This is a genomic window from Kitasatospora sp. NPDC001547 (assembly GCF_042894165.1).
Classification (GTDB): domain Bacteria; phylum Actinomycetota; class Actinomycetes; order Streptomycetales; family Streptomycetaceae; genus Kitasatospora.
In genome coordinates, this window is record NZ_JBIAVL010000001.1 from 38563 (window position 1) to 59734 (window position 21172).

24 protein-coding genes are annotated in these 21172 nt (G+C 73.4%); 13 read left to right on the plus strand and 11 right to left on the minus strand.

Annotated elements, in window-relative coordinates:
* The first annotated feature begins 17 nt into the window (after positions 1-17).
* The 8 genes from ligK to ACFY0X_RS00210 all read left to right on the plus strand — a co-directional run bounded on the left by ligK (position 18) and on the right by ACFY0X_RS00210 (position 7835).
* Positions 18-707, plus strand: a complete 690-nt coding sequence (gene ligK / locus ACFY0X_RS00175) for a 4-carboxy-4-hydroxy-2-oxoadipate aldolase/oxaloacetate decarboxylase (protein WP_387747023.1) — start codon at positions 18-20, stop codon at positions 705-707.
* Positions 708-709: 2 nt separating this feature from the next.
* On the plus strand, positions 710-1630 hold the full coding sequence (locus ACFY0X_RS00180) for an amidohydrolase family protein (RefSeq protein WP_387747026.1): 921 nt from the start codon (positions 710-712) through the stop codon (positions 1628-1630).
* A gap of 27 nt (positions 1631-1657) precedes the next feature.
* A complete protein-coding gene (ligA, locus tag ACFY0X_RS00185) occupies positions 1658-2965 on the plus strand; it encodes a protocatechuate 4,5-dioxygenase subunit alpha (protein WP_387747028.1) in 1308 nt (435 codons plus the stop codon).
* A 4-nt stretch (positions 2966-2969) separates the two neighbouring features.
* Complete coding sequence (locus tag ACFY0X_RS00190) at positions 2970-3941, plus strand: Gfo/Idh/MocA family oxidoreductase (protein WP_387747031.1); 972 nt, start codon at positions 2970-2972, stop codon at positions 3939-3941.
* 554 nt (positions 3942-4495) lie between these two features.
* The gene (locus tag ACFY0X_RS00195) at positions 4496-4699 is read left to right on the plus strand and encodes a cold-shock protein (RefSeq protein ID WP_099897249.1); all 204 of its coding nucleotides are present in this window, start codon (positions 4496-4498) and stop codon (positions 4697-4699) included.
* A 366-nt stretch (positions 4700-5065) separates the two neighbouring features.
* Positions 5066-6613, plus strand: a complete 1548-nt coding sequence (locus tag ACFY0X_RS00200) for a DEAD/DEAH box helicase (protein WP_387747035.1) — start codon at positions 5066-5068, stop codon at positions 6611-6613.
* Between the two features lie 161 nt (positions 6614-6774).
* Positions 6775-7155, plus strand: coding sequence for a CBS domain-containing protein (locus tag ACFY0X_RS00205; RefSeq protein ID WP_387747038.1), 381 nt, complete (start codon positions 6775-6777; stop codon positions 7153-7155).
* Positions 7156-7436: 281 nt separating this feature from the next.
* On the plus strand, positions 7437-7835 hold the full coding sequence (locus ACFY0X_RS00210; protein ID WP_387747041.1) for a hypothetical protein: 399 nt from the start codon (positions 7437-7439) through the stop codon (positions 7833-7835).
* Between the two features lie 330 nt (positions 7836-8165).
* Here ACFY0X_RS00210 and ACFY0X_RS00215 read toward each other — a convergent pair whose 3' ends face one another.
* The 3 genes from ACFY0X_RS00215 to ACFY0X_RS00225 all read right to left on the minus strand — a co-directional run bounded on the left by ACFY0X_RS00215 (position 8166) and on the right by ACFY0X_RS00225 (position 10612).
* A complete protein-coding gene (locus ACFY0X_RS00215; RefSeq protein WP_387747043.1) occupies positions 8166-9041 on the minus strand; it encodes a class I SAM-dependent methyltransferase in 876 nt (291 codons plus the stop codon).
* A gap of 114 nt (positions 9042-9155) precedes the next feature.
* Positions 9156-10028 (minus strand): RNA polymerase sigma-70 factor, encoded by an 873-nt coding sequence (locus ACFY0X_RS00220; protein ID WP_387747046.1) that lies wholly within the window; start codon positions 10026-10028, stop codon positions 9156-9158.
* The gene (locus tag ACFY0X_RS00225) at positions 10025-10612 is read right to left on the minus strand and encodes a carboxymuconolactone decarboxylase family protein (RefSeq protein WP_387747049.1); all 588 of its coding nucleotides are present in this window, start codon (positions 10610-10612) and stop codon (positions 10025-10027) included. Before ACFY0X_RS00225 ends, ACFY0X_RS00220 begins: the two co-directional genes overlap by 4 nt.
* Before the next feature lie 230 nt (positions 10613-10842).
* Here ACFY0X_RS00225 and ACFY0X_RS00230 point away from each other — a divergent pair, with 230 nt between their 5' ends.
* A complete protein-coding gene (locus ACFY0X_RS00230) occupies positions 10843-11301 on the plus strand; it encodes a DinB family protein (RefSeq protein WP_387748035.1) in 459 nt (152 codons plus the stop codon).
* 36 nt (positions 11302-11337) lie between these two features.
* Here ACFY0X_RS00230 and ACFY0X_RS00235 read toward each other — a convergent pair whose 3' ends face one another.
* Positions 11338-11832 carry a hypothetical protein gene (locus ACFY0X_RS00235; protein ID WP_387747052.1) on the minus strand — a complete coding sequence of 165 codons (495 nt, stop codon included), beginning with the start codon at positions 11830-11832 and terminating at the stop codon, positions 11338-11340.
* 252 nt (positions 11833-12084) lie between these two features.
* Positions 12085-13719, minus strand: a complete 1635-nt coding sequence (locus tag ACFY0X_RS00240; protein WP_387747055.1) for a CehA/McbA family metallohydrolase — start codon at positions 13717-13719, stop codon at positions 12085-12087.
* 210 nt (positions 13720-13929) lie between these two features.
* On the opposite strand from ACFY0X_RS00240, the gene ACFY0X_RS00245 reads away from it, so the two are divergent.
* On the plus strand, positions 13930-14898 hold the full coding sequence (locus ACFY0X_RS00245; protein ID WP_387747057.1) for a polysaccharide deacetylase family protein: 969 nt from the start codon (positions 13930-13932) through the stop codon (positions 14896-14898).
* A 33-nt stretch (positions 14899-14931) separates the two neighbouring features.
* Here ACFY0X_RS00245 and ACFY0X_RS00250 read toward each other — a convergent pair whose 3' ends face one another.
* From ACFY0X_RS00250 to ACFY0X_RS00260, 3 genes are all read right to left on the minus strand, one after another.
* On the minus strand, positions 14932-15315 hold the full coding sequence (locus ACFY0X_RS00250; protein WP_387747059.1) for a barstar family protein: 384 nt from the start codon (positions 15313-15315) through the stop codon (positions 14932-14934).
* A 31-nt stretch (positions 15316-15346) separates the two neighbouring features.
* Positions 15347-16000, minus strand: coding sequence for a 4'-phosphopantetheinyl transferase (locus ACFY0X_RS00255; protein ID WP_387747061.1), 654 nt, complete (start codon positions 15998-16000; stop codon positions 15347-15349).
* A 168-nt stretch (positions 16001-16168) separates the two neighbouring features.
* Complete coding sequence (locus ACFY0X_RS00260) at positions 16169-16360, minus strand: hypothetical protein (RefSeq protein WP_387747064.1); 192 nt, start codon at positions 16358-16360, stop codon at positions 16169-16171.
* A 268-nt stretch (positions 16361-16628) separates the two neighbouring features.
* On the opposite strand from ACFY0X_RS00260, the gene ACFY0X_RS00265 reads away from it, so the two are divergent.
* Positions 16629-17114 carry a cysteine/serine endopeptidase inhibitor gene (locus ACFY0X_RS00265; RefSeq protein WP_387747067.1) on the plus strand — a complete coding sequence of 162 codons (486 nt, stop codon included), beginning with the start codon at positions 16629-16631 and terminating at the stop codon, positions 17112-17114.
* 92 nt (positions 17115-17206) lie between these two features.
* Here ACFY0X_RS00265 and ACFY0X_RS00270 read toward each other — a convergent pair whose 3' ends face one another.
* Positions 17207-17764 carry an RICIN domain-containing protein gene (locus ACFY0X_RS00270; protein WP_387747070.1) on the minus strand — a complete coding sequence of 186 codons (558 nt, stop codon included), beginning with the start codon at positions 17762-17764 and terminating at the stop codon, positions 17207-17209.
* Between the two features lie 381 nt (positions 17765-18145).
* Here ACFY0X_RS00270 and ACFY0X_RS00275 point away from each other — a divergent pair, with 381 nt between their 5' ends.
* Both ACFY0X_RS00275 and ACFY0X_RS00280 read left to right on the plus strand, forming a co-directional pair.
* Positions 18146-19102, plus strand: a complete 957-nt coding sequence (locus ACFY0X_RS00275) for an FAD-dependent oxidoreductase (protein ID WP_387747073.1) — start codon at positions 18146-18148, stop codon at positions 19100-19102.
* 180 nt (positions 19103-19282) lie between these two features.
* Positions 19283-19765 (plus strand): hypothetical protein, encoded by a 483-nt coding sequence (locus ACFY0X_RS00280; RefSeq protein ID WP_387747076.1) that lies wholly within the window; start codon positions 19283-19285, stop codon positions 19763-19765.
* Positions 19766-19890: 125 nt separating this feature from the next.
* On the opposite strand, the gene dmpI is transcribed toward ACFY0X_RS00280, so the two are convergent.
* Entirely contained in the window at positions 19891-20073 is a 183-nt protein-coding gene (gene dmpI, locus ACFY0X_RS00285; RefSeq protein WP_387747079.1) for a 4-oxalocrotonate tautomerase DmpI, read from the minus strand.
* A 102-nt stretch (positions 20074-20175) separates the two neighbouring features.
* The gene (locus ACFY0X_RS00290) at positions 20176-21069 is read right to left on the minus strand and encodes a LysR substrate-binding domain-containing protein (RefSeq protein WP_387747082.1); all 894 of its coding nucleotides are present in this window, start codon (positions 21067-21069) and stop codon (positions 20176-20178) included.
* Between the last annotated feature and the right edge of the window lie 103 nt (positions 21070-21172).

Genomic DNA, 21172 nt, shown 5'->3' on the forward strand with positions numbered 1-21172 from the left:
CCCAGGAGGAGAAACGGATGGAGCACACCGAGATCGGCATCGTCCACACGTCGATCACCCGCGCCGACCCCGAGGCGGTCGCCGCGCTGTCGGAGTTCGGCGTGGCGACGGTCCACGAGGCCATGGGCCGGGTCGGCCTGATGCGCCCCTACCTGCGCCCGGTCTACCCCGGGGCCCGGCTGTGCGGCACGGCGGTGACGGTCCTGCTGCAGCCCGGCGACAACTGGATGCTGCACGTCGCCGCGGAGCAGGTCCGCGAGGGCGACGTCGTGGTCGCGGCCTGCACGACCGAGAGCGAGGACGGATTCTTCGGTGACCTGCTCGCCACCTCCTTCCGCGCCCGCGGCTGCAAGGGCCTGGTCATCGACGGCGGCGTGCGCGACGTGGCCGACCTCCAGGCGATGGACTTCCCGGTCTTCGCGCGGGCGGTCAACGCCAAGGGCACGGTCAAGGCCACCCTCGGCTCGGTCAACGTGCCGGTGGTCTGCGCCAACGCCCTGGTGCGGCCCGGCGACGTCGTCCTCGCGGACGGCGACGGCGTCGTCGTCGTGCCGCGTGAGCGGGCCGCCGAGGTCGCCGAGGCGGCGGCCAGGCGCGAGGCGGGCGAGGCGGGCAAGCGCGCGAGGTTCCGCGCGGGCGAACTCGGCCTGGACGTCTACGACATGCGCGGCCCGCTGGCCGCGCTCGGGCTGCGGTACGAGGACTGAGGATGACGACGACCTTCGAGAAGACCCCCGGCTGGCTGGACTGGTACGCCGGCCCGAGCCGCCCGCAGTTCCGGCTGCCCGCCGGCGCCGTCGACGCGCACTGCCACGTCTTCGGGCCGGGCGCGGAGTTCCCGTTCGCCCCCGAGCGCAAGTACACCCCGTGCGACGCGTCCAGGGACCAGCTCTTCGAGCTGCGCGACCACCTGGGCTTCGCCCGCACCATCGTGGTCCAGGCGACCTGCCACGGCTCCGACAACACCGCCATGGTCGACGCCCTGCGGGCGTCGGGGGGCCTGGCCCGCGGGGTGGCGACGGTACGCCCGGGGATCCCCGACGCGCAGGTGCGGGAACTGCACGAGGCCGGCGTGCGCGGCGTACGGTTCAACTTCGTCAAGCGGCTCGTCGACGCGACGCCGCGGCAGGACCTGTGGGACGTCGTCGAGCGGATCCGACCGTACGGCTGGCACGTCGTCGTCTACTTCGAGGCCGCCGACCTCGCCGACCTGCGCGAGTTCCTCCTCTCGATCCCGGTGCCGCTGGTCGTCGACCACATGGGCCGGCCCGACGTCGCCAAGGACCCGCACGGCCCGGAGTTCGAGGCGTTCCTGGACTTCCTGCGGGCCCGGAACGACATCTGGTGCAAGGTCACCTGCCCGGAGCGGCTGTCGGTGGGCGGCCCGCCGGCCCTGGACGGGGAGCGGACGGCCTACCGCGACGTCGTCCCGTTCGCCCGGCGCGTGGTCGAGGAGTTCCCCGACCGGGTGCTGTGGGGCACCGACTGGCCGCACCCGAACCTCACCGACCACATGCCCGACGACGGCCTGCTCGTCGACTTCGTCCCGCACATCGCGACGACGCCCGAGCTTCAGCACAAGCTGCTGGTCGACAACCCGATGCGCCTGTACTGGCCCGAATCGGACTGAACCGTCCACGAAACGGAGGACCCACCCATGTCGCTGGACAAGCGCTACAAGCTGGTCCCGGGGACGACCGTCTTCGACGCCGAGCAGTCCGCCAGGGGTTACCACCTCAACCAGTTCTGCATGTCCTTGATGACGGCCGAGAACCGGCACCGCTACCTCGCCGACGAGCGCGCCTACCTGGACGCGTGGCCACTGCGGGAGGAACAGAAGCAGGCGCTGCTCGACCGCGACCTCAACGCCGCGATACGCGAGGGCGGCAACATCTACTTCCTCGCCAAGTGGGGTGCGACGCTGGGACTGTCGTTCCAGCAGATGGCCGGCTCGATGACCGGCATGACCGAGCAGGAGTACCGCGACATGATGGTCGCCGGCGGCCGCTCCGTCGCCGGCAACCGGATCGATCACGCCGTCCTCGAAGCGGCGCACACCGACCGGCGGTCGCCGCGGGGACAGGCCGTCATCACCGGCGCGGTGTTCACCTCGCACGTGCCGGCGATCGGCGCGGCGATGGACCACCACAAGACCGACGAGCCCTACTGGCGGCCGGTCTTCGAGGGCTACGGGTTCTCCAGGCAGTGGGAACGGGACAACGCCCCCGACGTGATCCTCCTGGTCTATAACGACCACGCCTCCACCTTCGACCTGTCGATGATCCCGACCTTCGTGCTCGGCACCGGAACGGTCTACCCCACCGCCGACGAGGGCTACGGACCCAGGCCGGTCCCCGGGATCGAGGGCGACCCGGAGCTGGCCGCGCACATCGCGCACTCACTGATCCGCGACGACTTCGACCTCACCCTCGCCAACGAGATGGCCGTCGACCACGGCCTGACCGTCCCGCTGTCGTTGATGTTCGGCGACGTCGAGCGGTGGCCGTGCAAGGTGATCCCGTTCCACGTCAACGTGGTGCAGTACCCGGTGCCCTCGGGCGCGCGGTGCTTCCGGCTCGGCCAGGCGCTGCGCAGGGCGATCGAGTCCTACGACAGGCCGCTGAAGGTCCAGGTGTGGGGCACCGGGGGCATGAGCCACCAGCTCCAGGGGCCGCGCGCCGGCCTGATCAACCGGGAGTGGGACAACGCCTTCCTGGACCGGCTGATCGCGGATCCGGAGGGCCTGGCCCAGGTGCCCCACCTGGAGTACGTCGAGGAGGCCGGCTCCGAGGGGATCGAGCTGGTCATGTGGCTGATCGCCCGAGGTGCGATGAGCGACATCGACGGAAGCGGCGGGATCGAGGTCAAACACCGCTTCTACCACGTGCCGGCGTCCAACACCGCCGTCGGCCACCTGATCCTTGAGAACCACCCGGCGGGCGGGACGCCCGCCGTGAAGGAGTGACGACATGACCGAGAAGCAGACCGTCCGGATCGCCCTGGTCGGCGGCGGCGCCTTCGGCGCCAAGCACGCGGCCGCGCTGCGCCGGATCGAGGGCGTCGAGGTGACCGCCGTGGTCAGCAGCAGCCTGGAGAAGGCGCGGCGGTTCGCCGAGGAGCAGGCCGTGGGCCGCGCCGTCGCCACGCTGGAAGAAGTGCTGGCGATGGACGACGTCGACGCGGTGATCCTCGCGACGCCCACCCAGATGCACGCCGGGCAGACGCTCGCCTGTCTGGACGCGGGCAAGCACGTCCAGGTCGAGATCCCGCTGGCCGACTCGCTTGCCGACGCCGAGGCCTGCGACGCGGCGCAACGGCGCACCGGGCTGGTCGCCATGGTGGGACACACCCGGCGCTTCAACCCCAGCCACCAGTGGGTGCGGCAGCGGATCCAGGCCGGGGACTACCGGATCCAGCAGATGGACGTGCAGACCTACTTCTTCCGCCGCGAGAACCTCAACGCACTGGGCCAGGCACGTTCCTGGACCGACCACCTGCTGTGGCACCACGCCGCGCACACCGTCGACCTGTTCGCCCACCAGACCGGCTCGCCGATCGTGCAGGCCAACGCGATCCAGGGGCCGATCCACCCCGAACTCGGCATCGCGATGGACATGTCCGTCCAGCTGCGCGCGGAGAATGGCGCCATCTGCACGCTGTCGCTGTCCTTCAACAACGACGGTCCGCTGGGCACCTTCTTCCGCTACATCGGCGACACCGGTACCTACCTCGCACGTTACGACGACCTGTTCACCGGCAGGGACGAGCCGATCGACGTGAGTGGGGTCGACGTCTCGATGGACGGCATCGAGCTGCAGGACCGCGAGTTCGTCGCCGCCGTCCGCGAGGGCCGCGAGCCGAACTCCTCCATCGCCCAGGTGCTGAACTGCTACCGGACGCTGGCCGCCCTGGAGGAGCAGCTCGCGGCTGCCGCGTCGTGACCGCGGCGAAGACCTCGGGCCCGGGCCGCCGCGTGGTGCGGCGGCCCGGACCGTTCGAGGTCCCGGCGGTCGGCCCGAGTTGGTCTTCCGGTGCGCTTGATTTCTGAGCCGCGGCAGGAATTTCTCATACGCCGTCCGTAATGATCACGGATGGCGCCGGTGGGCGCGCTGCGTGGCCGGCGCGGCGGGGCAGGTCCGTCCCCGGCGCCCGTGGGGCTCGCCCGTCGAGGAGGGCGGGGCGCGGGCGTCGGGAGGGCTGAGCTGCCAGGCCAACCAGGGTTATTCTCGCGGGCGTTGACGGTCATGCCGCCTCGCGACCGCGGTCCCGGGGGAAGGGGCCTGCAGAACCGGGGTGGAATTTCCTCCCGTGGCGGGCCTGGACCTGCTAGGGTCGTTGTAGTTGCAGTAGTGGTTCCCATGAACTTTGTGTGCGCCTGCTGATGTTTCGCAGGCGCATTTTTGTTTCCCGGCTCTTCCCCGGGTGGGTGCTCATCGCGGCGACTCGAAGTCCGCACTGGGCGGATTTCGGACAGCCCCTTGAAGGAGATTTCTTTATGGCTAATGGCACTGTGAAGTGGTTCAACGCGGAAAAGGGCTTCGGCTTCATCGAGCAGGACGGCGGCGGCGCTGACGTGTTCGCCCACTACTCGAACATCAACGCCAACGGCTTCCGTGAGCTGCTCGAGGGCCAGAAGGTCGAGTTCGACGTCACGCAGGGCCAGAAGGGCCCGCAGGCCGAGAACATTCGTCCGCTGTAGTTTCTGCCACGGCACCCGCCTGGTAGCCAGGGGCCCGCACCGCGTACATGATGCCCGGTGCGGGCCCCTCGGCATCGCGCCACGACGCACCCCCCGGCCGTTCAGGCCCCTGGCCCCGCCACCGGCGGCCATCCCCACGCGAGACGCTCGGCGCCGCGTCCGGATCGGCGCCCTGCCGTGACACCCACGGTTCGAGGATCCTCGCTCCCGCCCTTCGCGGTGAGCGCGGACCTGAGGTGACGTGCCGCACGGTTTCACCGTCCACGCCCCGCCCTCTCCACACTTTCGGCCCGTTCCTCGCGATCTCCTGCCGGCGCCCCGCGCTGCGGAGCCGCCGCGCGGCGTGCCGCCCCAGGAAGGTTTCCCATGAACCGCTCCAGTCGCTCCGCGTACCGGACCACCAACTCCCGCTCCTCGGCCTCCGCCCGCTCCGGCGGTTCCCACGGATCCCGTTCCGGCGGCGGTTCCTTCTACGGCGACCGGCCCGCCGGCGGCCGCAACTCCCGTCAGGGCTCGTCCCTGCAGGGGGAGTTCGCGATGCCGGTGAGCACCACCCCGGCGCTGCCGGCCGTCGAGGCGTTCGGCGAGCTGGACATGCCGAAGGCGCTGTTGTCGGTGCTGACCCGCCAGGGCGTCACCGCGCCGTTCCCGATCCAGGCTGCCACGCTGCCGAACTCGCTGGCCGGCCGTGACGTCCTCGGACGAGGCCGCACCGGCTCCGGCAAGACCATCGCGTTCGGCCTCGCCGTGCTGGCCCGGACCGCCGGGCGGCGCGCCGAGCCGCGCCGCCCGCTTGCCCTCGTGCTGGTGCCCACCCGCGAGCTCGCGCAGCAGGTCACCGACGCCCTCACCCCGTTCGCCCACGCGGTGCGGCTGCGCATGGCGACCGTGGTCGGCGGGATGTCGATCGGACGCCAGGCCCACGCCCTGAACCAGGGGGCCGAGGTCGTGGTCGCCACCCCCGGTCGCCTCAAGGACCTGATCCAGCGCGGCGACTGCCAGCTGGACGGGGTCGGCATCACCGTCCTCGACGAGGCCGACCAGATGGCCGACATGGGCTTCCTGCCGCAGGTCACCGGACTCCTCGACCAGGTCGCCGAGGGCTGCCAGACGATGCTGTTCTCCGCCACCCTGGACCGCAACGTCGACCGCCTGGTCCGGCGGTTCCTGAAGGATCCGGTCACCCACTCGGTGGACCCGTCCGCAGGCGCGGTCAGCACGATGGAGCACCACGTGCTGCACGTGCAGAACCACGACAAGGCCGCCACGATCGCCCACATCGCCTCCCGCGAGGGCGGCGTGATCATGTTCATCGACACCAAGCACGGAGCGGACCGCCTGGTGGAGGACCTGCTCGCGAACGGGGTGAAGGCCGCCGCCCTGCACGGCGGCAAGTCCCAGCCCCAGCGCACCCGCACCCTGGAGCAGTTCCGTACCGGCCAGGTCACCGCGTTGATCGCGACCAACGTCGCCGCCCGCGGCATCCACGTCGACGGCCTCGACCTGGTCGTCAACCTCGACCCGCCCGCCGACCACAAGGACTACCTCCACCGCGGCGGCCGCACCGCCCGCGCCGGCGAGTCCGGCACCGTCGTCACCCTCGTCCTGCCCAACCAGCGCCGCGAGATGGCCCGCATGATGGCCACGGCCGCCATCACCCCCGTCACCACCCGCGTCAGCGCCGGCGACGACGACCTGGCCCGCATCACCGGCGCCCGGGTACCCACGGGCATCCCCACCGTGATCGCCGTCCCCGTCGTCGAACGCCCCCGCCGCAGCGCGTCCGCGAGCCGCGGGCGCCGCGGCCGCCCCGCCCACGCGGGAGCCGACACCCGCGCCACCGCCACGGGCCGCGACAACAAGGGCTCCTCCGGCCGCCGCCGGGCACCGCGCCGAGTCGCCCTCGCCGCCTAGCACGGGCGCGTGGGGGCCAGGGCCGCCGTCGTGGTCCCGGCTCCCACCACTCACCGGACGAACAGCAGTCTCGGCCCACTCCGGCGCACCCGCCGGCCGTCCCACCGTCAGCGTTCCGCCCACCGCCGGTCCCGGCGGTGGATACGCGAAGGAGTCTGCCCATGACCATCACCCTCGAACGCACCGAGACCGCCGCCACGGTCGGCGACGTCATGAAGTGCCCTGATCTGCAGGTCAGCGACGACATCATGGTCGACACGGCGATGGACATCCTGCAGAGCTCCGGCACCGACCACATCCTGGTCCGCGACGACGACGGCCGCTGTGCGGGGCTGCTGACGCGCCTGCACCTCGCGCCGTTCCAGGCCCGCTCCTGGTACACCGAGCGGACCCCGGTGCGCGCCGTCGTCCTCGACCGCGGCCCGTTCGCCACCGCTGACATGCCCGCGGACGCGGCGGCCGCCGCCATGCGCGCCCGAGGCCTGGACGTGTGGCCGGTGGTGGACCATGACGGCCACGCCATCGGCCTGCTCAGCTTCTAGGACCGTCCCGTCGGCGCCGACGCGCCGGCCGTCGCCCTGTCGCTCGCAGTGTCCCTCACCGCGGCTTTCGGCCCCGTGTCCCGCCAGGGGAGGCGGATGGCCGACCAGCACGAGGCCATCGCCGGCGCCCTCGCCACCGTTGGCGAGTTGTCGCACCGGTGGCGCACCCGGGCCGACCACCTGAACGGTGGTAGTGACCGGCACGGCGCCCGACTCGGATACCGTGTTCCCACACGGGGTGCCATAACGGATGTGGCGCCTCCTACGGAGGTAGCCAGCGTATGAGTTCCAAGCGCAGCCAGAATCCAGCCCTGCCCGTCCTCGACGACGCGTACCGGCTCGCGTCGGTCAAGGACACCGAAGAGTCCACCCGCGACTTGGCCGCACGGCTGGCCACCACCGAGCTGCGCCGCGTCTCCCACCCCGGCCGGGTCACCTGGGATCCCATCGATCAGGCCGATCCCGTACCGGCCCCGCCGACTGTGGTCGACGGTGACGGGGACCTGTGGCTACGGGACCGGGCCACCGGCACCTGGACCATGCCCGAATTCGACCCGAAGACGTTCCCGGCCCGCTGTGGCGAGGTCCTGACGTGGAACCAGCTCGCCTGTGAGTACGGCCCGCTGACCGCACTGGCCAACGACCGCCACATCGGCGGCGGCGGCCGCCGCCGCCGATGACCGCGCCGCCCTCCGAGTAGACCGCACCCGAAGGACACCGACGCGGTCCTGACAGTGGCCCTTCTCCCCGACCGGGCGCGAATCGGGCAACACGGTCCGGCGGTCGTCCTGGCCGTGTGCCCGTTTCGAGGTGTTGCGTGAGCCGGTGGGCAGGCGAACCGCCGCCACGGGATGCCTGACCTGACCGGTGATGCCCTGGGAGCGGGCCCACAGGCTGCCGGGATCGCACGACGGTGCTGGGCGTCAAGGGGTGCCCGAAGTCGAGCCGTGAGGGCCCGGTGCGGGCCCGCCCGCCGGGGGTGCGGGCGAGCCTGGGGGCGGGCCCCGGTGTCAGATGCGGGTGGCGGTGAGGACGTGGTAGTCGAGGAGGCCGTCGCGCCAGGCGGTGAGGAAGTGGCGGGACCAGTGGGCGGTGGGGACGGTGTCGGTGAGGTAGCGGTCGAAGCCGGGCCAGACGTCGGAGCCGATGGATTCGGTGGTGATGTCGGTGAAGCCGTGGCGGGTGAGGTCGGCGGTGAAGGCGTCGAGGGGGTGGGGGACGTCGAGGCCGTCGGCGAAGCTGGCGAGCATGATCTTGAGGCGTTCGGCGGCGTCGGGGCCGGGGGCGGTGAAGAAGGTGGTCACGACGAGGCGGCCGCCCGATCGCAGGACGCGGGAGGACTCGCGGGCGAAACCGCTCAGTTCGCGGAAGTGCTGGGCGGCCTCGACGGAGAAGACGCCGTCCAGGTAGCCGTCGGAGAACGGGAGTTCGTCCGCCGAGCCCAGGGTGTAAGCCAGCCGATCGGGGTACGTCGCCAGGGCTCTCGCGTTGACGGCCCGGGCGCGCTCGATCTGGTCCGGGTGGATGTCCACCCCCGTCACCCCCGCGAACCGGAACTCCCGCAGGGCGAGGGCACTCCCGAGGCCGCGCCCGCAACCCACCTCCGCCAGCCGCAGCCGCTCGCGCGGTTCGGGGAACTCCCGCAACACCCGCCGGTACAGCTGCTCCTGGCTGCGCACCCGGTCCTCGGGGGTCGGGGCCGCGAGGTCGATCCCCTGCCAGTAGCCGAAGTTGATGAAACCGCCGGCGAATGACGGGGCCGTGCTGAGGTCGTCGGCGCCGTAGGTCTGGCGCACGGTCGGGGGGATGCGGTTGTGGTCCATGGGCCGCTGGGTCTCCTGGTCGGTGGGTGCCCGGCCGTCGGGCGTGCCGAGGTACGTACCCAAACCTGTGGTGGTCCGAACACGGTACGTGATGGCGGGGTGGGCCGTGTCCAGGGGGCGGCGGGGGGCGTGGTGGTGCTCCGAGGGGGCGCGGGCACCACCACGCGACGGGGGCGGCTACCGGGTGAGGACGGCCGGGGCGTCGAGCCGGGTCAGCTTCCGCGGGTTGCGGACGATGTAGACCCGGGTGATCCGGCCGTCCGCCACCGCGAGGCTCACCACCGAGGGCTCGCCGCCGATGTCGATCCGGCCGGCCGGTGCGCCGTTGAGCCAGACCGTGGCGGCGTCGAACGCGACCGGCAGCCGGCCGGTGCGGGCGAGCAGCGCCGCCACCGCCTCGGCCCCGTACACCGGGGCGGTGACGGCCGCGGCGATCCCCCCGCCGTCGGCGATCAGGACGACGTCCGGCGCCAGCACCGCCATCAGGTCCTGCAACCGCCCGGTGCGCAGGGTCTCCAGGAAGCGCTCCACCACCTGCTGCTGCTCGGAGCGGCTCACCCGCACCCGGGGCCGGCGGGCCGCCACGTGCCCGCGGGCCCGGCGGGCGAGCTGCCGTACGGCGGCCGGGGTCTTGCCGAGGGCCTCGGCGATCTCCTCGTACGGCAGCTCGAAGACCTCGCGGAGCACGAACACCGCCCGCTCGGTCGGCCCGAGGGTCTCCAGCACGGTCAGCACCGCGAACGAGACGCTCTCCGCGAGTTCGACGTCCTCGGCGACGTCGGGGCTGGTGAGCAGCGGCTCCGGCAGCCACTCGCCGACGTACTGCTCGCGTCGGCGGGAGAGCGTCCGCAGCCTGTTGAGGCCCTGGCGGGTGACGATCCGGATGAGGTACGAGCGCGGGTCCTGCACCCGGTCGTGGTCGACCTCGGCCCACCGCAGCCAGGACTCCTGCAGCACGTCCTCGGCGTCGGCGGCGGAGCCGAGCAGCTCGTAGGCGACGGTGAAGAGCAGGCTGCGGTGGGTGACGAAGGGGTCCTCGGTCCCGGTCATGCCGGCGACGCCCCGGCCGCGTCGTCGACGGCGGCGCCGCGCCGGGCCAGGGGGATCTCGCAGGAGTCCGAGAAGCCCTGGGAGCGGACGCCGTTCGCGGTGTTGTTCCTGGTGGCCATGTTGACGAAGGCCACGTAGGCGGTGAGTTCGACCATGGCCGCCGGGCCGAGCTCGTCCAGCAGGTGCTCGTACAGTTCGTCGGTGACGGCCGGCGGGGTCACGGTCATCGCCTCGGCGTACTCCATCACCTCCCGCTCCAGCGGCGTGAAGACCTCGGACGCCCGCCAGTTCGGCACCTGGCTCGCCTTGGCCAGGTCCACGCCCTGGTTCCGCGCCTGGAAGTAGCCGACGTCCAGGCACCAGCCGCAGCCGACCTGCGCGGCCACCGCCATGTGCGCGAAGGACTTGAGGCTCTCGTCGAGCGCGTCCCACTCGGCGATCCGGCGGGAGAAGTCCAGGTTCGCGGTGGCGACGCCGGGGTTGTGCCAGATCGCCTCGACGGGTTCGAGCTCCGTCCCGAAGCCCTTGATCATGTTCTCGCTCAGCTCGGCGGGCAGCTGGGCCTTCGGCAGTCGCAGTGCCATGGTGTCCTCCCGGTTCGGGGGTTCGGTGGTGCGGCGGGTTCGCCGGACATGAAGACACCGGACGGCGCGCGGATGTGACAGGGCGGTGCGAGAGCAGGGGAAAACGCTTTCCGGACGGGCCGGGCGGTTCGCTACAGTCCGCGGGTACCGCCGACCACCGCGAGGAGCACGACACCGTGAACGTCCCCGACGACCGCCCCGCCCCGCCGCTGACCGGAGGCGAGCGCGAGATGCTGCGCGGCTTCCTCGACTTCCACCGGGCGACCCTCGCCCTGAAGTGCGAGGGCCTGACCGACGAGCAGCTGCGGCTGCGCTCCAGCCCGCCGTCCGCGCTCAGCCTGCTGGGCCTGGTCCGGCACATGGCGGAGGTGGAGCGGACCTGGTTCCGCCGGGTGATCAACGGCGAGGACCTGCCGCTGGTCTGGTCCGGGGACGGCGACTACCAGGCCGCGTACGACCCCGCCGGCGCCACCCGGGACGAGGCCTTCACCGCCTGGCAGACCGAGGTCGAGCACTCCCGGCGCATCGAGCTCGCCGCCGACTCCCTCGACGTCACCGGCCACCAGGCCCGGTGGGACGCCGAGGTGTCGCTGCGGCTGGTGATGCTCCACCTGATCCACGAGTACGCCCGGCACAACGGGCACGCCGACTTCCTGCGGGAGGCGATCGACGGGGTGGTGGGCGCCTGACGAGCCCCAGCGCCCTATCAGCCGAGCCCGAGCGCCCTACCAGCCGAGCAGGTGGGTGCGGTGGGCGAGCGCCGCGAGGACGGATGCGGCGGTGGTCTCGGGGGTGAGGGCGGTGGTGTCGAGCGCGTGGTCGGGGGCCTCGGCGGCCGGGCCGGCGTGCAGCACGACGTAGTGGAGGGCGGCGCCGGTGGTGCGGCTCTCGCGGCGGAAGGTGTCGAGGGCGGCCGGGACGGCGGGCGCCTCCACCACGACCTGGTAGCCCCGGGTGGCGTAGGCGAAGGCGGCCTGGGCGGCGGCGGCCAGGGCGGTGGCGTTCTGGTGCCCGGCCTCGGGCAGGTGGGGCGGCAGCTGGCCGCTGCGGATGACCCGCAGGAAGTCGTCCGTCCGCAGGTGGACGCTCGGGTTCAGCTCCCGGGCGAGCAGCTCCGCGACCGGGCTGTTCCCGGCCCCGTCGGGGTCGACGAGGACGAGGACGCCCCCGGCGCCCCGGCCGCCCCCGAGCTCCGGCCCACCTACGGTCGTACGGTTCACAGCTGCTGATCCCTTCGCGGGCCGGGGACGGTCGGGTAGCCGGGGGCGGGGCGGTCGGCGTGCGAAGGGGCTGGTCGGCCCCTGTACCGGACAACCGACCGCCTCGTCCCTACGACTGATGCGTTTCGGGGATCAACCTAGTCCAAACGGGTGGCGGAGTCGTCCCCCGTCCGGTTCCTGGGCGGGTCGGAGGGGACGTCCGGGCCGGTCGGCGGGGAGGCCGGAGAGGCCCGGGCGGGTCGGTGCCGGCCGCTACCGCTCCTCGGTGCGCAGCACGATCGGGTTGGTGAGCGCCGCCATCGGCCCCCAGGGCAGGTCCGGCCCCATCGAGTTGCCCCTGCCCGGGGTGCCGTCCGCCTTCGGGTGGCGCACCTCGGCCCGGACGTAGGAGACGAGCGAGGCGGTGGTGCGCCAGACCACGGTGCCGGAGCCGTCGGCGGGCAACGACTCCTGGTGCAGCTGCCCCTCGTCGGTGAGCAGGCGGACCGTCCCGCCGGGCACCCCGGACACGGTGAGCCGGACGTCCAGCGGGGCGTCGGCCGGGACGGTCAGCTCCTCGCCGATGCCCGCCCGGCGGCCGTGTCCGGTGACGGTGAAGTCGAGCCGGACGGCGGAGGACTCGGCCAGCCAGCTGCGCCCGGCGCGCAGCCCGTCCAGGATCGCGTCGCGGGTGAGGTCCTCGGCCAGCACCACGGTGTGCGGGGAGCCGATGGCCTGCGGCTCGCTGTGCGCGTCGCTGTTGCCCAGGGCGGGCAGCCAGGAGCGGCCCTCGCGCAGGGCGACGGCGAGCCGGCCGTCCCAGGTGTCCACCGCCGACTCGTCGTCGTACGTCCAGGGGCCGTTCCACACCTCGACGGCGTCGGCCCCCTCGTAGCCGAACTTCCACTGGCAGGCGACGTACGGGCAGTACGGGTGTGCGGGCACCGCCAGGCCGCCGGCCCGGTGGACCTGGCGGACGAAGCGCGGGTACTCCTCGTCGCGCGAGCGGTAGCGCCAGTCGACGAACTGGCCGGGCTCCAGGCCGAGGGCCAGCCAGTGGCCGTTGCGGGTGGTGACCTCCTCGCCCGGCAGGATCAGCAGGTCGGGGCCGGCCAGCGGGCCCCAGGAGCCGTGCGAGGAGCTGGTGTTGTGGTCGGTGGAGACGATGAAGTCCAGGCCGGCCGCGCGGGCCCCGGCCGCCACCTCCTCGGGCGTGCGCCGCCCGTCGGAGTGGACGGTGTGCAGGTGGCAGTCGCCCCGGTACCAGGCCCGGCCGCGGCCGCGGGCCCGCTCCGCCGGGTAGTGGGGGGTGAACCGCGGCCCGGGCGGACCGGACCGGAGGGTGACCTCGACGTGGTAGTCCAGGCCCTGCGGGGCGATCTGGTAGGGGCCGAGGACGACGTGCCAGGTGCCGGGGTCGATCGGCCCGGGGAGGTAGCCGGGGGTCGCGGCGCCGCGGGAGAGGCTGAACTCGGTGCGGAAGCCGCCGGACCAGCCGCGGAAGCCGGCGCCGCCGAGGTCGGTGCCGCGGGCGTCGAAGATGCCGATGTCGCAGGAGTTGCCGGGGGTGCCGGCCGGGACCGGCGGCTTGTCGTAGCGGTAGGAGACGGCGATCTCGCGGACGCCCTCGGGCACTTCGACGGGGAGGTGGACGAAGTCGGGGGAGCCGGTGGGCAGATGGCCGGTGAGGGTGAGGGTGCGGTCGGCGGGGGTGCCTCCGGGGGTGCCGCCGGGAGCGTCGGTGGGGGAGGCGGCGGCCCGGGCGGTGGTGGCGGCCAGGCCGAGGGCGGTGGCGGCGCCGGTGGCGAGGCCGGTGCGGAGCAGGTCGCGGCGGGCGGGCTGGTCGTGGCGCGGGGTGCTGGGCTCGGTCGGCCGGTCATGGCGGGGCGTGCTGGGCTCGGTCGGCATCGAGGTCTCCGGTTCGCGGCGGGCGGGTCGCCCGCGTGCCTACCCCGGCGAGTGAACCGGGGGTGAGTCGGGGCCCACGGTGGTGGGGCGGGGCGGTGAAGAGGTGCCGGCCGGGGGCGGGGGCGAGTTGCGGGGAGTGACGATTGGTCGGTTCATAGTCATGTCGTCGGTTTATATGAGAACTAGTGCGGATGGGAGACGGATGTGTCGGTGAGGCGGCGGACGCTGCTCATGGTGGTGGCCGGAGGAGCGCTGACGGGGTGCCGGACCAGGTCGGCGGGCGCCGACTCATCCCTGCTCCCGCCGGCCGGCTCCGCCTCGGCGGCCTCGGCGATACCGTCCGCCGCCCCGTCCGCCGCCCCGCTCGGGACGCCCGCCGACGGGACTGCGGCCGGGCCCGCCGAGGCCGCCGCCGCGCCGACGGCCGGGCCGGAGCCCACGCCCGCCCCGGAGGCCGCGAAGCAGCCGGCGCGGGAGCCGACCCGGGCCGAGTCGGTGGAGCGGTACGACGGGCAGGCCCCGGGCGACTGGGGGCTGGAGGTGTCCGGGGTGATCACCGCGCTGCCCGAGGGCGAGAGCGCCATGGCGCTCACCTTCGACGCCTGCGGCGGCCCCGGCGGCAACGGCTACGACGCCGACCTGATCGACTTCCTGCGGGCGAACGGCGTGCCGGCCACCCTCTTCCTGAACGCCCGCTGGATCGACGCCAACCCGGAGGAGTTCGAGCGGCTCGCCGCCGACCCGCTGTTCGAGATCGGCAACCACGGCACCGCCCACCGCCCGCTCTCGGTCACCGGCCGCTCCGCGTACGGCATCGCCGGCACGCGCGACGTCGGCGAGGTGTACGACGAGGTGGCGGGCAACGCCCACAAGCTCGCCGAGCTGCTCGGGCACCCGCCCCGGTTCTTCCGCTCCGGCACCGCGCACTACGACGACGTCGCCACCCGGGTGGTCGCCGACCTCGGCCAGCGGGTGGCCGGCTTCACCGTGAACGGCGACGGCGGGGCGACGCTGCGGGCCGCCGAGGTGCGGCAGGAGGTGGCCTCCGCCCCGCCCGGCGCGATCGTGATCGGCCATCTGAACCATCCGGGCGGCGGCACCGCCCCCGGGGTGGCGGCGGCGGTGCCGGGGCTGCTGGCGGCGGGTCGGCGCTTCGTACGGCTGTCGGACGTGCTGTAGCCGGGCGGGCGGGGGCGCCTCGGGGCGGACGGCTCAGGCCAGGCGCAGGCCGCCCGGGTGCTCCTCCTCGATGATCCGGACCAGCCAGTCGAAGACCGTCGGCCCCCGGCCCGCCCGGGCGGCGTCCAGCTGGGCGGTGATCTGCGCCCGGTTGGCGGGGTGGGCCCGCGACAGCCGCAGCTCCAGCTGGCGGACCGTCTCCGGGTGGCCGAGGTTGCGGCGGGAGACCTCGTGGTGGCGCCACTCGATGACCCAGTCGCCGTCGTCGGGGGTGCCGTAGCCGCCGCGCAGGCAGTCGGCGAAGGCGTCGAGGTTGCGGCCGAAGTAGCCGTCCTCGCCGATGGTCCGCCCGACCGCGTCCCAGAAGTCCTCCAGGGTCCTGATCCCGTTGCCGTCGATCACATAGGTCACCGTCACGGGGTCGAGGATATGCGGCGCCGGCGGCGGGTCAGGGCGAGACGGCGATCGCGGTGGCGAGCAGCCCGTCCCGGACCGCCCAGCGGCCGTCGAAGCCGTCGATCCGGCGGCCGCCGACCACCGGGCCGGGGACGAGCAGCCGGGCGGTGAAGGTGCCGTCGGGGGAGAGGTCGAGCTCGGCCTCGTGGAAGTCCAGGAAGAGCAGGGTCAGCGGGAACCAGGCCTTGTACACCGACTCCTTGGCGCTGAACAGGATGCGGTCCCACGGCACGTCCGGGTACTCGGCGGCCAGCTTGGCGAGCCGCTGCTGCTCGACCGGCAGCGCGACCGCCTCCTGGACGCCCTCGGGCAGCGGCAGCGCGGGTTCGGCGTCGATGCCGACGGAGGCGAGGGTGCCGGCCCGGGCCACGGCCGCCGCGCGGAAGCCGTCGCAGTGGGTGAGGCTGCCGACCACGCCGTCCGGCCAGCTCGGGGCGCCGCGCAGGCCCGGGACCAGCGGCCGGTACGGGACGCCGAGCCGGGCGAGGGCGGTCCGGGCGCAGTGCCGGACGGTGGTGAACTCGCGGCGCCGCTTGTCGACGGCCCGGGCGACGGCCGGCTCCTCCTCGGGCTCCAGCCGGGCCTCCGGCGGGTCGTCGTAGGCCACCTCGGTCACCACGACGTCCGGCAGCAGGTCCCCGATCATCCGTTCCCCCCTCGGTCGGCCGCGCGGACGGGCGCCGCGCGGGACGAGGGTAACCCGGGTGGAGGGATCTCGGCGGGGGATCGGGAACCCCGAGGCGGCTGCGGGTGCCTTCGGCGCCGCCCTCGCCGGGGCCGGTCCCCGGTGCCGCCCCGCGCAGAGGTGCGGCCGCTACCGCGTGAGCAGGCGGGCGAAGTCCAGCCCGAGGCTGCCGAGGACGGGCAGTGCGCCGAGGTCGGTCACACCGGCCACCGGGATGCTGTAGCCCTGGTTCACCTCGCGGGGCGCGGCAGCGGCGGCGACGGGGGCGGCGGTCGGGAGCAGGAAGGTGCCGAGGAGCAGGGCGACGAGCGAGGTGCGCATCTGAGGGGGCCTCCGGAGACTCGGGTGACGCCCTGTCAACACCCTCCGTGGCGGTGCGGTCACGCATCTTCGCCTCTTCGGCCGCATTGGTAAAGATGCTTGCCTTGTGTTCATGCCAACATCGCGGAGGTCTGGACCACCCGCGGTAGGGCGCATACGTTTCCTCCACAAGGGCGGACATTCGGTCGGCGAACCGTCGTGCGGATGTGTCGAGTTCCGCCTGTCATGCACATGCCATACCCTGCACCGCAACCGGAGGGAACGGACCATGCGCGCCATCGGCAAGAACCTCAGGATCCTCGCGGGCGCCCCGCTCGCCGCAGCCGCCCTGATCGCCCTCACGGCCGGCTCCGCCAGCGCCGCGATCCCGATCAACAAGCCCATGACCGGCAAGGCCACCTACTACAACGACGCCGGCTACGGCGCCTGCGGCACCCAGATCAACGCCGCCACCCAGATGCTGGTCGCCGTCTCGCACACCTGGTGGACCACCGCCAACCCGAACAACGACCCCGTCTGCAAGGGCATTTCGGTCAAGGTGACCTACCAGGGCAAGACCGTCACCGTCCCGGTGAAGGACCAGTGTCCGTCCTGCGACTCCACCCACATCGACCTCAGCCAGCCGGCCTTCGCCAAGCTGGCCCCGCTGGACAAGGGCGTCATCAGCGGCCTGAGCTGGCAGTTCGTCAAGGCCGGGCGCAACGGCGAGACCGTCGAGCTCTCCGCCCCGATCACCGGCTCCACCATCGGCTGAGCCCCTGACGGCCGTGCCCGCCCCCGCCCGGTTCGCGGGGGCGGGCACCGGAGCGGTCGCGGGCACCGGGGCCGCCCAGAGCCGGTGGTCGGTCAGCCGGACAGCCAGTACTGGTTGGCCTGGCTCCCGCAGTCCCAGAGCTGGACCTTCGAGCTGCGCCCCCAGTTGTAGATGTCCATGCACTGGCCGGGGTAGGCGATGTTCTCGACGCGGAACGCGCCGACGAAGGAGTCGATCTTCCAGGCCTGCCCCAGGCCGGTGCCGCAGGAGTTCTGGATCAGCTGCTCCCCTTTGCCCAGGGAGCCGTCGACGCACTGGTGGCTGGCGAGGCTCTGGATGTTCCAGCCCCCGCTGGTGCCGTTCCAGGAGATGGTCCAGGCCTGGTTGCTGCCGCCGTGGCAGGCCCACATCTGGATGTCCCGCCCCTTGCCCCAGTCGTAGACGTCCAGGCACTTGCCGGCGGCCTCCGGGCTGGCGCTGGTGATCGTGGAGATCCCGTCGGGCTGCGCGGCCGCTCCCGCCGTGCGGGTCGGCAGGGCGCTGCCGGCCGCCGACAGTGCCGCGGGCTGCCCGCCCGCGGCCGCCGGCCCGGCGCACAGGGCCAGCGCCGCCGCGGCGGCCCCGAGGATCGAGCCGGCTCGTGTGGACATGTTCATTCATGGACTCCCGTGCTCGGACTGTGTCGGTGCCCCGACGCTAGGACCCTGTCCGCGACCGGGCACAGGTGACTATCGGCCGTTCGGATCACGGCCGGATGCCGTCGCCCGGCGCCGGCGCCGACGCCCGCGCGCTGCCTACCACCACGCTCCCGCAGCACCCGCCGTGCCTCCTCGGCGGCCGCGCGCCCGGCCGGCGCCGGCGCACAGCCCTTGCCGGTGCGCTCGACCAGCCGTCCGGCGGCCCGGGTGACGATGGCAAGGGTTGCTCGTCGCTTCCGGTCGGAACCGGTCGTGGACGGCCCCGGCATGACCGGCTTTCCTGGAGACGGCCGCCGGCCCCCGGCGGGCCACCCTTCGAGCGAGGAGTTCACCATGGACGTCGTCGTGGTCGGAAGCGGGATCATCGGGCTCACCACAGCGATCCGGCTGCAGGAGAAGGGACTTCGGGTCGTCGTGGTGACGGCCGACGACCTGCTGTCGACGACCTCGGCCGTGGCCGCGGCGGTCTGGTTGCCGGTCGCCACCGGCACCAGCGGCCGGGTGGCGGACTGGTCCGCGACCGCCTTCGCCGAGTTCGCCCGCCAGGCGGCCGACGGCGTCCCCGGCGTCTCGATGCGCAGCACCCGGATGCTGGAGCACGAGCAGCAGTCGGCGGGCCTGCCCTGGTGGGGCGCCGCCGTCCCCGACCTGCGCCGGCTGACGGCCGCCGAACGCGGACCGGACAGCGCGGACGGCTGGTCGTTCACCGCGCCCGCCGTCGAGATGCCGCTCTACCTGCCCTGGCTGCTCGACCGGTTCCTCGACCACGGCGGGGAGACCGTCCACCGCCGCCTCGACACCCTCGACCAGGCCCGGGCCTGGGCGCCCGTGGTCGTCAACGCCACCGGAATCGGCGCCCGACAGCTCTGCGACGACCCGGCCGTCCACCCGGTGCGCGGCCAGCTCGTCCTGGTCCGCAACCCCGGACTGCCCGCCTCCACCCGCATCCAGGACGACCCGGGCGGCTACACCTACGTCCACCCCCGCAGCGCCGACGTCGTCCTCGGCGGCACCTTCGAACCGGACGACTGGAACACCGCACCCGACCCCGCCACCGCGGCAGCCATCCTCGCCCGCTGCACGGCCCGCATCCCGGCCCTCCGTGACGCCCGCGTCATCGGCCACGCCGTCGGCCTGCGCCCCGCCCGCCACGGCGGCCCCCGCCTCGAACCGGACCCGGCCGGCCGCATCGTCCACAACTACGGCCACGGCGGCGCCGGCGTCACCCTCAGCTGGGGCTGCGCCGACGCGGCGGCGGACTACGCGGCCGCGCTCGGATCGATCGGATGAGTCGTCATATGTGCTTTCCCCGACCGTATTTGCGAATTTTCGAACGCACGGCCCACGGTCCTCCGATCATGACCGACGGGTAGGTCCCGGACCGGTCACGGACCCATCACAGGATCCCCGCGCAACGGTGCGCATCGCTACGGTCGCTCCAACCAACCGCACCACGTCCCAGAGGAACCCATGCGTCGCACCGCCCTCACCCTGCTCGCCGCCGGCGCCACCGTTCTCGGTCTGGCAGCATGCGACCCCAGCACCTCCACCAGCAGCGGGAGCACCGCCCCCGCTGTCGCCGCGACCACCGCCGGCGCCCCGGCGGCACCCGCGGCGGGCGACACCGCTCCCGCGGCCGCCCCGCCGGCCGCGGCCCCCGCCGGTGGTGGCGACGCCGCCAAGGACGCCGAGATCACCAAGTGCACGGTCAACGACCTGCTGAAGATGCCCGAGGCCGAGGTCAGGATCACCAACCACAGCAGCAAGAGCAGCAACTACATCGTGCAACTGGAGTTCACCGACGCCTCGGGCACCCGCATCGCCGAGGGCGCCGCCGCGACCAACAACCTCGCCCCCAGCCAGGCCGCCGTGCAGAAGGCCCCGGGGGCGGCGCAGGTGTCCGGCAAGGTCAACTGCCGGATCACCGGCGTCACGCGCTACGCGGCCCCCTGAGCGGGTCCGGGAAAGCACCCGCCGCACAGGAAGTCGGCCTACCCGACTTCCTGTGCGGCGGGGGCGGGACCGGTGCCGGCGAGGACGGGGCGGGGGCCGGTGCCGGCGCCTGCCGACCGGGCGGGCTACCGGTCCGCGACGAGCTTGCCGGCCGCGCCCCAGTTCTCCGCCGGGTACTCCTGGATCCACACGTACACGCTCTCGGCGGGAACCTCCAGCGCCTCCACGAAGGCCTCGGTGACCCGCTTGACCAGCTCGCGCTTCTGCTCGACCTCGCGCGGGCCCTGCTGAATGGTGACGATCGGCATCCTCGGCTCCTGACCGGGTGGTGTTCCGCCGGGATCTCCGGCTGGGAACAGTCCACCCCGGGCGGGCCCGCCGCACCCAGACCGGAATCGCTCTGGCAGCGATCACGAACCCTGATCGTCCCAGGTCACCGCCGATCGGCAGGCTTCCAGGAGCAGCCGCGGGAGCGGGCTGGAACGCCGTACGGCGATCGAGGTCGGCAGGGCCAGCCGGGTCCGGCAGGGGCGGAAGGCGATCCGGCGGGCGTTCACCATCCGGGCGTTGGCGGCGTACACCACCGTCCACATCGGCGTGCCGGTGCCGATCGACGCCAGGGTGTCCTGGAGCGAGCCGTGCGGCGGGCCGAGGGTCGGCTCGAAGCCGGCCCTCGCGCAGGCGTCCATCACCAGGTCCACCAGCGCCGGATGGTTGCGCCGTTCGGTCAACCGGAGCGGCAGGTCGGCGAGTTCCGTGAGGTCGACCTCGGACTGGTCGGCGAGGGGGTGCCGGCCGGGCAGCGCCAGCACCAGCTCGTCCTGCCAGACGGGCAGGAACCGGAGCTCCGGGCTGTCCTCGGCGATCGCGCCCCGGACGAACGCGGCGTCGAGGCGGCCGTCCGCCACGCGGGCCAGCCGCTCCCGCACCGGGGCGTCCCGCAGCTCGACGCGCACCTCGGGCGCCCGCCGCTGGTAGGTGTCCAGGATCAGGTCGAGCCGTTCACCGAGCCCGGTGACGGTGCCGAGCCGGAGCGTGGCGGGCGCGGCCAGGTCGGCGGCCACGGCGCGGGCGGCGGCCTCGGCGGCCAGCACGTCCCTGGCCGCGCCCAGGAAGCGCTCGCCGGCCGGGGTCAACCGGACGTACCGGGGCGACCGGTCGAACAGCTCGACCCTCAACTCCCGTTCCAGCCGCCGGACCTGCTGACTCACCGCGGGCTGCCCGAGCAGCAGCCGCTCGGCGGCCCGTCCGAAGTGCAGTTCCTCGGCGACGGCCACGAAGCAGCGCAGCTGCCGTAGCTCCATGCGGTCCCCCTGCTCGATCGGCGCTCGACGCCCCATCCTCCCAGGCCGGGGCAGGCCGCCCCGCGCCGCCCCGCCCCGCGCCGCCCCGCCCCGCGGGCGCCCC